The sequence below is a fragment of the Chryseobacterium sp. KMC2 genome, assembly GCF_016756935.1.
In the GTDB taxonomy this organism is placed as follows: Bacteria; Bacteroidota; Bacteroidia; order Flavobacteriales; family Weeksellaceae; genus Chryseobacterium; species Chryseobacterium rhizosphaerae.
The window spans coordinates 1-12,078 of sequence record NZ_JAESIT010000018.1; the positions used below are offsets into that span (position 1 = coordinate 1).

Consider the following 12,078-nt stretch of genomic DNA (forward strand, 5'->3'; position numbering starts at 1 on the left):
GAATCTCTACAGAACCTATGGAAAAAGCAGGAAAAGCTAGAAAAACATTGGTTGTAATGACTATACTGGTCATTCTTTTCTTCATTCCTGTGTTCAGCAGCTACAATTCTGAAGAAGCTAAAAACATTGAAATACTGGGTAATGAAATCACGGTATTGGATCAGACTGTAGCAAAAGAAACCGATGCTGCAAAAATCACAGTATTCAAAAAACAGATCAGTGATAAAAAAATAGAACTGGAAACCATCAAACACCCATTAGAAAAGAAGAGAATGCTTTATCTTGGAGGGGCTTTACTTGCCGTTGTGGTTTCTCTTTTATTTGCTAACAGCAGTGCCAAGAAAAATGCTGAAGGCTGGGGTGCTATGAAGTATCCACAGCTTTTATTAGGAATGATTGCTATTCTGGCCTATGTGGGTGTAGAAGTTGCCATAGGAAGTAACCTTGGAGAACTTTTAAGCATGCCTGAGTTTGGCGGACACCAATCTTCTGATCTTGCTCCTTATATTTCTATGTACTGGGGAAGTTTAATGATCGGACGATGGACTGGTGCCATTGCTGTTTTCAACCTTAATAAACAGCAACAGACTATTGCGACAATCATTGTTCCTTTTATTGCATTTTCAGTGATTATCGGAATTAATACGATTGCACAGAAAGATATGTCGCATTTATATTATTATGCAGTTTGCGTAGCCATTCAGGTTGTATTATTCCTGATCAGCAAAAACAAGCCTGCTGTGACCCTGATTATTTTCGGGTTATTCGGAACTGCAGCAATGATTACCGGGTTACTTACAACAGGTAATTTTGCGATCTATGCATTCCTTTCCGGAGGACTTGCCTGCAGTATTATGTGGCCTTCTATTTTCACCTTAGCCATTACCGGTTTAGGAAAATACACGGCTCAGGGTTCAGCATTCCTGGTCATGATGATTTTAGGTGGAGGTATTATTCCTCCATTACAAGGGAAGCTTGCTGATATTATCGGTATTCACAGCTCGTATATTATTCCAGTATTATGTTTTGTTTACATTACAATATTTGCTTATTTGGCTAAAAAATCTTTATTTAGACAAGGAATTAATGTTGACGTTTTAGAATCCGAAGGTGGTCATTAAAAATATACATACATATAAGAAAAAGAGATTTTGGGCAGGTTTATTACTTGCCCAATTTCTTTTGTTTTACTGTTTTTCAAAATCAAAACTGATGATTTCTTTTTTTGAAAGATTTTTTGAACTTCAAAAGCCACTTCATCAGGCCCTTTTCAGCTGGCTTCCTTTCTCTGCAGGAGATGTTATTTATGGAATGCTGGGTATATTTCTTCTGTACTACTTCGGCTCACTCTTCAGGAAGAAAACCCGGAATAATTCCATGATCAAAATTCTGGGAATCATCAATATCTTTTATTTTACCTATCAAATATTCTGGGGAATGCTATACTTCCAAACCCCTATTATTAAAAAGCTATCAAGCCAGGATACTCCGCAACTGAATAAAGCTAAAATACTGGCTTTAAAATACCTTGAGAAGTGTAAAGCAACCCGGCAACAGGTAAAAGAAGATCATAAAGGAGTATTCATAATTACCGATCTGAAATCTCTGCAGCAGGAAATCCTCTTTCAGCAAACGAAACTTCCTACCTATATTTCAGATAAAAAAGCTCCTCAGATCCTCGATATTAAACCGAGTCTGTTTAAAAATATAATGAGTTTTACAGGAATTCTGGGCTACTATAATCCTTTTACAGCCGAAGCTCAGTATAATTCTGAATTGCCCTCTACATTCATCCCCTTTACAACCGCCCATGAAAGCTCTCATCAACTTGGGTTTGCCAGAGAGCAGGAAGCCAATTTTGTGGGGTATTTAATAGGAACACAGTCAGACAATACCGATTTGCGCTATAGCACCGAATATTTCACGTTAAAAAGCCTCTTAAGATTCATTGTAGAACAAGATCCTGATTTTGTAAAATCTGCTCTTCAAGGCTATTCTCCGGCGATGAAAAGAGATCGGGCTTATGAAAAGGCTTTTATCACCCATCACCAGGGTTTGTTGGATGATTTTTTTGGATTTACCAACAATTTATTCCTGAAAAGTAATCAACAGGAAGGTTCGGTTACCTATTCTTATTTCATAGATCTCCTCTTAAATTACGAAAAATAATTACATAAAAAAAAGAATCGTATCAGGCGATACGATTCTAAAAACACAAATGATGAAAAAAAATTTATTACCTTGACTTGTTCCCTCATTCAAGGCGATGTAAAAGTACAATATATTTTATAAATACAAAAACATTTACTCCCTTTTTTAAAACTTTATGAAAACTTTATGATTTTTTAAGTTTTTTTGAGTCCAACCCCACTTATTATTAATTATAAATAATCCCCTTATCCGATAGCAAAACGCCATTAAAAGCAGCCACAGACTGTAAAAAATCTACAAAATTAAACATTTGTTTAAAGATAAAATATTCGACTTATTGCCTATTTTTCATGCCTAAAAAATTAGAGTTATTATTCAAAAACTGGAAGTATTTCAAAAAAAATAACGCTATTTATCCTCGAAAATCTTAAACGGAAATTTAACTATTTTGATGTTTAATTCCCCGGAATCGTGTCATTATTAAAGATATTTTGCTGTATGTATAATTAAAATGATAATGATAAAAAATAAGTGCCCGAAGGCACGGATGAAACAAAAAATAACGGATCTGATAGCGTGCAGACGCATTTAGAACCAAAAACAGGGTGTTGACAGGAGAAGAACCACTTCCACAAATAAGATAGTATGCTTTTCTGCCAACAAAATATTGAAAGTCAAACTAAATCCTATAACATTCGGTTATATCTCACTAATAAAAGAAAAATATTTTTGTTTATTTAAAACATCTATGTATTTTAGATAAAAATATTAATATGATTTTTGACAAACTAATTAACTATCTAAAACTCGATAAACAGGAGTTTATTTTCCAGTTCAATTCCCACCCTAACTACCCTTCAGCACTGGCTTTCAGTGATACTTTAAATTTCATGGGGGTAAAAAATGATGCTTATGAGCTGGATAAAGAATATTGGGACGAATTGCCTGAAGAATTTATTGCCATAGTCGAAAATTCTTTTTCATTAGTGAAAAAGTCGGGAAATAGTTATTCAGTTTATTCAGAAAAATCAAAAACAATTGATAAAGATGAGCTTTACAAAAACTCTACTGACTTTGTACTTTTATTTGAAAAAACTGTAGCTGCAGAAAATAAGCTTACGTTTAATTTCAAACCTATCCTCTATTTTATTTTTGCAACGGTTCTTATTTACTCTTTTTTAAGTCAGACCATCTACGAGGCGTTATTTAACCTGCTTTCTCTTGCTGGGGTATATATATCATTGGAAATCTTTAACCAGAAATTCGGAAATACCTCCGCTGTTATTGGAAGTATATGTGGTGGAGCGTCTACTGTACAGACCGCAAATTCATGTGATAAGATTATTAAACAGGATAAAACCAGTATTTTAGGACTAAAATTCTCTGATTTTTCATTAATCTATTTTGCGGGGCTTGCCGTATTGGGTCTTTTTCTACCTGCCTCAGCCTATATTGTAAAAGGATTTACCTTTGTTTCAGTACTTGCTATAGCTTATTCACTGTATATACAAGCATTTGTAGAGAAAACATTTTGTAGGGTTTGTTTATTGATTATTTCTGTACTGGTTGGACAATTGGTGATCAGCAGTATATTTTTCCAAAATCTGTCTTTTGGAATTGGAGCACTTTTATTGACCGTTATATTATGGGTCCTTATTTTCTCTGCTGTTTTATACTTCAATAACCTTCTTGAACAAAAAGAAAATCTTCAAAAATCAAATGCTAAAAACCTTAGGTTCAAAAGAAATTATGACCTGTTTAAAAGCCAACTGCTGGAAAATGAAAAAGTAACATTTCAGGATACTCAAACTTTCTCGGTAGGACAAAAAGATTCAAAACTTCGTATTTCCATAATTTCCAATCCTTATTGTGGCTTCTGTAAAGATGGTCATAAAATAATGGAAAGCCTTCTGAAAAAATATCCAAACGATATCTCCGTACAAATGAGGTTCAATTATACACCTGAAAGAGCCAACGAAAAATACACTCAGTTAATTTCAGACCTAACCCATATCTACCATAACAAGCCGGAAAAAGAATTCCTTCATGCAGTGGAAGAATGGTTTGAAAGCAAAGATGAAAATAAGATCAATCTATTATCCGGAGGAGTTCCTACTTCTGAAAATCTGAATCCATTAATCGCGATGTCTGCAGAAAATAATAATGCAGGGTTGAACTTTACCCCTATTTTTCTTATCAATGGCTATCAGTTCCCGGACAAATATGATCGTGAAGATATCTGGTTTTTCATTGATGAATTAATAGAGGATGAAGACTTTTAAACTAAGAAATACAATTGAATTAAAAATTTCACTATCTTAGGAAAAGAAAAATAACGTTCTAAAAGCTACATGAGAGCTGCAAAACTAAAACTAATAATATGAAACATATAAAGAAGAATCTAATACCTCCAGAACGAGGAATTGCCCTGGACTGTGCATTAACACAGGTTTTGGCATGCTATAACGGATCGAAAACAGACCCATCCAAAGAAGCTGCTACAGATACGTGCAACAAATGGTGCTATTTCTAGTGATCCATTTTATTGAGTTAAAACATTGAATAAAGTAAAAAATGTCGTCACCTTATGACGGCATTTTATAATGAGTATTAGTTTTGAAGAAATTTCCTTTTTATAAGCAACCAGATGCCAAAGACTGCGGCCCTACCTGCCTCAGGATTGTAAGCAAATATTATGGCAAAAGCATATCGTTACAGCAAATTCGCGCCCTTTCTGAAACCACCCGTGAAGGAAGTAGCCTTCTGGGGCTAAGCGATGCCGCAGAAAACTTAGGATTCCGTTCCTTAGGTGTACAAATAGATTTCAATACCCTTACACAGGAAGTTCCATTTCCCTGTATTGCCCATTGGAACAAAAATCACTTCGTTGTTATTTATAAAATTGATAAAAATAACAAGGTTTATATATCCGATCCCAGCTATGGGCTCATCACCTATGAGCGTGATGAGTTTATCAAATTCTGGATTGGTGAAAATGCGAATGAAAATACAGAAGAAGGTATTATTCTTATTCTAGAAACAACACCTACTTTTTTCCAGACTGAATTTGATATTGATCAAAGTAAGGCCAGCTTTTCTTTTCTTTCCAGGTATCTACTTAAATATAAATCACTGGTTATTCAGCTGGCAGTAGGGCTTCTCGCGGGAAGTTTATTATCACTGATTTTCCCGTTTCTTACCCAAAGTATTGTAGATGTTGGGATTCAAAATCAGGATATTAATTTTATTTATCTTGTACTTACCGCCCAGATCATGCTTTTCCTCGGAAGAATGGGAATAGAGATGATCCGAAGCTGGATCCTGCTCCATCTCTCAGCCAGAATTAACATCTCCATTATCTCAGATTTCTTTATCAAACTGATGAGGCTTCCTATAAGTTTCTTCGATACGAGAATGACTGGAGATATTATGCAGAGAATTAATGACCATCACAGGATAGAACAACTTCTTACAAGTTCTTCATTAAATACCCTGTTCTCATTAGTGAATCTTATCATCTTCAGTATAGTTTTACTTTTGTATGACTACAGATTATTTCTGGTTTATTTTGTAGGAGCAATATTATACATTGGCTGGATCAGCTTCTTCCTTAAAAAGAGAAAAGAGCTTGATTACAAAAGATTTTCTCAGGTTTCTCAGGAACAGAGTAAAGTAATTGAGCTTATCAACGGTATGCAGGAGATTAAAATGCATAATGCCGAAAAACAGAAAAGATGGGATTGGGAGTTTTTACAGGTAAAACTCTTTAAAATAAGAATAAAATCTCTGAGTCTGGAACAGTGGCAGTCTGTAGGAGGTAACTTTATCAATCAGATAAAGGATATCCTGGTGAGCTTCCTGTCTGCAAAATTGGTTTTGAGTGGAAACCTTACTTTAGGGATGATGCTTTCTGTACAATATATCATAGGACAGCTTAACAGCCCCCTGCTTCAGTTGATTGATTTTATAAAACAAACCCAGGACGCCAAGATCTCTCTGGAAAGATTGGGTGAAATTCATGATAAAGACGATGAAGAGGATAAAAATGAGCAGTATGCTACAGAAATTCCCCATAAGGATATTGAGGTAAAAGATATTTCCTTCAGATATATTGGTTCTGATGTTCCTGTTTTTGAAAATTTAAGCCTTCGCATCCCCTTTCAGAAGACGACTGCCATCGTAGGAGCCAGTGGAAGCGGAAAAACAACCCTGCTTAAACTATTAATGAAGTTTTATGATCCTGACCAGGGAGAAATCAGAATAGGAAGTACCAGTTTGAAAAATATCTCACCAAGACATTGGAGAGACCATTGCGGAGTGGTAATGCAGGAGGGATATGTTTTCAATGATACCATTGCCAACAATATTGCTGTAGGAGAAGATCATATTGACAAGAAAAAACTAAGGCGTGCTGTAGAAATTGCAAATATCAAAGACTTTATAGAAAGCCTTCCTCTTAGCTACAATACAAAGATAGGAAATGAAGGAGTTGGAGTAAGTGGTGGCCAAAAGCAAAGGCTCTTTATCGCAAGGGCAGTATACAAGTCACCTGAATATATTTTATTTGATGAAGCAACATCAGCACTTGATGCCAATAATGAGAAGATTATTATGGAAAATCTTGAGCAGTTCTTCAAAGGTAAAACTGCAGTAGTGATAGCCCACCGACTGTCAACCGTAAAACATGCCGACAATATCATTGTTCTGGATAAAGGAAAGGTAGTAGAAGAAGGCAGCCATGCCGAGCTTGTAGATATGCGGGGAGAATATTACAGACTTGTTAAAAACCAACTGGAATTAGGAAATTAATAAAACCGTAAAAATTGTTTCTCCCGGAACATTGATGAAATTTTACTTTAAAACATGAAAGAAGACATTTTAGACAATATAGAACTCCGCTCAGAAAGCGTACAGGATATCCTGACCCAGCCGCCACATTGGATGATACGTTGGGGTAATACCATTATTTTTGTTATTCTCCTGCTCATTCTTGTGATGAGCTACATTATAAAATACCCGGAATTTGTTCCGGCTCCCATTATTGTAACTTCTCAAAATCCTCCGGAAAAATTAGAGGCAAGGACCAGTTCCAAAATTGAAAAAATCTTTATTAAAGATCATCAGGAAGTAAAGAAAAATGATCTTCTGATGGTGATGCAGTCAGCTGCTAATTATAAAGATGTACTGGAGCTGAAAAAGCTGGTAGATTCTACTGCCCCTAATCAACTCTACTCTTTTCCTCTTTCTGTAACTTCAAGGTTTAAACTTGGAGAACTTCAGGGAGATTATAATAATTTTGCAAAAGCATTTCAGGATGAGGAGCTTTTTACAAGACTTCAGCCTTATGCACCGGAGAACCTGGCCGCTAATCAGAGCATTCTTGAAAACAGAGGAAGAATATCTACCCTGAAGCAACAAAAAAATCTGGAGCTAGCTAAATATGACCTTACTAAGAAAAACTTCCAGAGATCTCAGGAGCTTTTTAACCAAGGGGTAATTTCTTCTTTGGAGCTTGAAAATGAAAAAATAAAATATATTCAGGCCCAGCAGAACATTGAAAACCTTAACATTTCCATATCTCAGATGGAAGAAGGCATCTCCAATCTTAATAAGACCAAAAGCGGTACTGCCATCAATACGGAAAAAGATAAGATCACCTATTCTTCTCAAACCCTACAATTGTTTGAACAACTGCGTAAATCTTTAAAACAATGGGAACAAAATTTTCTTGTGATCTCTTCTACGGATGGTATCGCCAGCTTCCAGCAGTTTTTCGGAGAAAATCAGTTTGTAAAAGTAGGAGACCCTATCCTATCTATTCTTCCGGAGAATAAGGAAAAATTAGTCGGTAGAATGTCTGTTCCTACAGTAAACTCCGGAAAAATCATTCCTGGGGAGAAAGTTCTCATTAAACTTGATAATTACCGTTTCCAGGAATATGGTATTATAGAAGGTAAAGTTCAGAATATTTCCCTGATCCCTGATGATAAAGGTAATTACTACGTAGATGTGGTTTTGCCCAAAGGATTAAAAACAAGCTATAACAAAACGCTTACTTTTGATAAAGAGCTTAGAGGAAGTGCTGAAATTGTAACTCAGGATTTAAGACTTATTGAAAGGTTCTTCTACCAGATTAGAAAATTACTTGGCTATCAAAGCTAACCATACAACTAAACCCGCAGATGTGCGGGTTTAATTTTTATAGACTGTGTAAATATTAAATTTATTTCTTAGGCTTCACTTTTAAAAAGATGAAACTGTAATCTGTCGGTATACTGGTACCAATCACAGGAGCATTTTTATGACAGTCCATACATTGTTTGCTCTGGGCGTAGGTTTCCATAGTTGTATTTGAGATTTGGTTGGGTTTTACCCCTCCTTCCATAAGTGGAGTCTGCGTGTTATTATCTTTATCCGCAACCGGATTTTCCGGCCATTGGATATTGACAAGCTGATAGTATTGCCATACCGATTTCGGGTTACTGTCCCTGATCAGCTGTTGCATCTGGGCATTCAGTTTTTGAACACTCTGACTTATTCTATTGACCCTTACCACCTGAACCGGTTTATTTAAACTGTCTTTTCCGGGAACCGGAGACTGATTGGCCGGATCTTTACTGTTTGGATTGTAAAAGCTGTACTTTACAGAAGGATCAGCAGGGCCGGGGCCGGGAGCATTATTGACGTGTTCAAAAGTCATCCAGTTCAGCTGTGGAGACTGTGGAGTTTTACGGATAATATGTAAACCGACCAATCCGAGATACTTTTGTGTATATTTCCCATAGATAGGTTTCTTCCCGTTAAACCCTTTAATTTCCGGTACCATAGCTTTGGATATTTTATAGTAATTTTTCAGGGAGTCCAATTGATCGTCGGGAATTACGCGCCATGCTGCTTTTAATTCTATAGATTCATTAGGCAGCCAGACTCCATTATTTTTTGTACCAAAAGCTTTCAGATTATCATAATCATAGAGTTTATTTTGCCGGATAAAATCACTTTCAAGGTTATTTATTTTAATTTCATACCAGACTATATTTCCATTCTGATCAGTAAGCCAAGCTCCTTCAGCCTGCATGATTTCATCTACATTGCTACTGCCTACTGCTGCTCTGAGGGTAGCCTTAGGAAGACTTGAAATGATATCCGTAAATTTATTGATCTCATTAATTCTCTTTATATAGCCTGTTTTACTTTTAAGATTCCATGCTAAAGGCGGCTTAGGAGCAAATACATCATCAATACTTAAAAAACTTTCCCATACTGTAGGGCTGTAATCCCCAGGCATCCCATAATTGGCAGCTGTTGCTGTAGTATCCGGAATACCGCGTTGGGCAGAAGCGATCCAGTTTAATGCTATAAAATTTTTCCAGGCAAAACAATTCAGCACTTCCTGGGAACTGTGGGCACAAGTAGAATCTGCAGCCAGTTCATAATTAATTGCAGGTGGATTACAATAAGCTCCACAGAAAATCGTTTCACCGGTTACTTTTTTCGAAAAACCCGTTGCAGAGTTTAGCTTTTTATCCTTTTTACTGGATTCACACGAGACTATACTCACCATGGCAAGTGACCATATTAAAATTAAAGCTTTCATTTTAATATCTTTTTAACCTGTTCTATTTGCTGGCTGGAAAGTAATGTACGGTTTGGAGTACTATCTGTTTTAGGTAACGAGCCTGCTGCCACCACTTCCAATACTCCTGATAACGCAAATCCAGGATCTGAAGCATTATTATACAGGGTAAGCGGTTTTTCTCCCAAAGCCACCCCACCATCTGTTGTTATACTAATGAGGAAAAGCTGTGTATCTTCATCCAGATTCTGGAAATCCGTTACTGCAACTGTAACCCCGGGGCCAAAATCAAAACTGGTTTGCTGAATAGCTCCGTTAGCCAGGACTGCAATTCCTTCTGTGGTCGTTCCTGCCTCAACCTGAGTAATACAGGAAGTCAGGTTTGAGAAAGTATTCAGTTTATTGTAAAGGCTGGCCTGTAGCAAATTATTATCCAACAGATATTGTACACTCGGAAGTGTGGTGGCTGGTATTCCCACCGGAGGAAATTTTTCAGGCTGTTGCCCCTGTGCAGGACTCAATCCTGTACCAGCAAGCTGAACAAAAAAAGTATCTGCAATCTGGGAGCCCCATTTTAGCGGTTTCTTATTCACCAATATATCACTCAGTTTAAAGTTCGCATCAGCAGGTACAGAAAACCTTGTATGAAGCAACATATTGTGAGGATAATAAGTAATTCCTTTATTCTTCAAAGCACCTCTTACTACAGTGTAACAGTCTTCAATTTTATAATTGGCTGTAGCCGGCATTTCAAATTGATCAAAATGAGGGATCTGTCCATACAATGCAATTGGGTTCGTTAAAGATACCTGCACATTATGGTTATACACCAATGAGTTTACGTTCTGCCCGATACGGGGATCACTGTTTCTGTAGATCTGTCCATACTGAGCCGCACAAATCAATGTATTCGCATCCGTTATTACCTTTCCATTTACCACTCTAAGTATGGTAGCTGCTGCCCCAAGATATATTTCTGCTCCTAATGAATTGGGAGGACTTGTAAGATGCACTGCCCCACCTCCTGAAGAAGTAGCATCCGGTCCATTATTCCATTTATTGATCGGATTATAGGCTGGAAGCCCGGTTTCTCTTACAATAACAGGATTTCCATGACTGTCCAGCAGATAGAGATCTTCTTTCTGAACATTTTCATTATTAAGAATTTCCTGATACAGGGACACTACCGTATCCGGAGAGATTTTCCACATGTGGAACCAATATTCCGGATTCTCATGTGTAAAATTAACAGCAATGATATCTCCATTCTCGTCTCTTGTTACAGACCATTCGCAATATTCATCCTGCCATCCTCTGGGTCCTGAAGGTCCGAAAGCTTTAGTTCCTGTATCTGTAGGATCACACGGGTTTCTCGGAACCGTAAGCGTCATATTATATTTTTGCCCAAAAGCAATGGGGCCAATATCTGCCAGTTCATGTAATTTATCCTCATAATCCTGCTTTCCAAATTTATCGGTAAAGAGAGTGGTAAAATAGTGATTGATTCTGTTTGGGAAAGCATTCCATTGTATAGGAACCGTATTACTTTCATTAGGTATCGAAGGAGTGACCAATGGATTGTAGTACCAGCTTCTGGGATGATCATACGTGCTTGACCATGGATTTCCCATTATCGAATTTACTGTACAGTATTTAACGTAATTACTCCATGCATTATGAAGCTTTTCTCTCAAAGCCGGATTGTCTTTAAAATCTTTTTCTGCCTGATAGGCTGGGGTGTCAAATGTTTTCATGGTGTTAAGTTTTATTATAGTTTTTATCTTGAATAAATTATTTTAATCTAAAATATGCAGATAGTACATGATGAGTAAAACCTTAGATTGGTTTTCGGAGGATCAATAAAAATGATTATTGATATTTCAAAGCTAGAAATTATCTGTGGAAATAGATTACGTATTTCTACCCATTTTCTCCAATCCGTGAAAAATACGATGTCCGAAAAAATAAATCAGTTTACTATTTTACGAGCCCTGAAAAACATGTTTGAAATAATTGAGACTGGCAGCCGAAGTGGCAGTGATAAGATTCCTGAAAGTTGTATGTAAAAGTATTCGGTGAAATGATGAATTAATCAGTAAGCAAATTGGATTTCGTTTGTATATGCTCTGCCTTTAAAAATATAAAGCATCTCCATACAGTAACATTTTGCGCTATCCCCAACTTTTGTGTCTGATCTCAATTACTGAGGAAAAAAAGAAGAAAGTATATATAAAAGAAAAACGGAAAAGTAATGATTACTTTTCCGTTTATTGTAGCGAAGACGGGAATTGAACCCGTGACCTCAGGGTTATGAATCCTGCGCTCTAACCGACTGAGCTACCTCGCCTTTT

General features: G+C 36.6%; 7 protein-coding genes, 1 tRNA gene and 1 pseudogene. 6 read left to right on the top strand and 3 right to left on the bottom strand.

Annotated features, from left to right (window positions below):
* The 6 genes and pseudogenes from JML65_RS18280 to JML65_RS18305 form a co-directional block, all read left to right on the top strand.
* A pseudogene (locus JML65_RS18280) lies at nt 1-1,121 on the top strand (MFS transporter); the annotation flags it as partial.
* A 4-nt stretch (nt 1,122-1,125) separates the two neighbouring features.
* Nucleotides 1,126-2,169 carry a DUF3810 domain-containing protein gene (locus JML65_RS18285; protein WP_202271702.1) on the top strand — a complete coding sequence of 348 codons (1,044 nt, stop codon included), beginning with the start codon at nt 1,126-1,128 and terminating at the stop codon, nt 2,167-2,169.
* A gap of 755 nt (nt 2,170-2,924) precedes the next feature.
* A complete protein-coding gene (locus JML65_RS18290) occupies nt 2,925-4,433 on the top strand; it encodes a vitamin K epoxide reductase family protein (protein ID WP_202271652.1) in 1,509 nt (502 codons plus the stop codon).
* 98 nt (nt 4,434-4,531) lie between these two features.
* Complete coding sequence (locus tag JML65_RS18295; protein WP_156126149.1) at nt 4,532-4,684, top strand: hypothetical protein; 153 nt, start codon at nt 4,532-4,534, stop codon at nt 4,682-4,684.
* A gap of 83 nt (nt 4,685-4,767) precedes the next feature.
* Nucleotides 4,768-6,960 (top strand): peptidase domain-containing ABC transporter, encoded by a 2,193-nt coding sequence (locus JML65_RS18300; RefSeq protein WP_047496643.1) that lies wholly within the window; start codon nt 4,768-4,770, stop codon nt 6,958-6,960.
* A 54-nt stretch (nt 6,961-7,014) separates the two neighbouring features.
* On the top strand, nt 7,015-8,313 hold the full coding sequence (locus JML65_RS18305; RefSeq protein WP_084087822.1) for an HlyD family secretion protein: 1,299 nt from the start codon (nt 7,015-7,017) through the stop codon (nt 8,311-8,313).
* 61 nt (nt 8,314-8,374) lie between these two features.
* Here JML65_RS18305 and JML65_RS18310 read toward each other — a convergent pair whose 3' ends face one another.
* The 3 genes from JML65_RS18310 to JML65_RS18320 form a co-directional block, all read right to left on the bottom strand.
* Entirely contained in the window at nt 8,375-9,748 is a 1,374-nt protein-coding gene (locus JML65_RS18310) for a hypothetical protein (protein WP_202271653.1), read from the bottom strand.
* Nucleotides 9,745-11,481, bottom strand: a complete 1,737-nt coding sequence (locus tag JML65_RS18315) for a hypothetical protein (protein ID WP_202271654.1) — start codon at nt 11,479-11,481, stop codon at nt 9,745-9,747. Before JML65_RS18315 ends, JML65_RS18310 begins: the two co-directional genes overlap by 4 nt.
* A gap of 519 nt (nt 11,482-12,000) precedes the next feature.
* Nucleotides 12,001-12,074: transfer RNA gene (locus JML65_RS18320), tRNA-Met, on the bottom strand.
* Nucleotides 12,075-12,078: the final 4 nt, after the last annotated feature.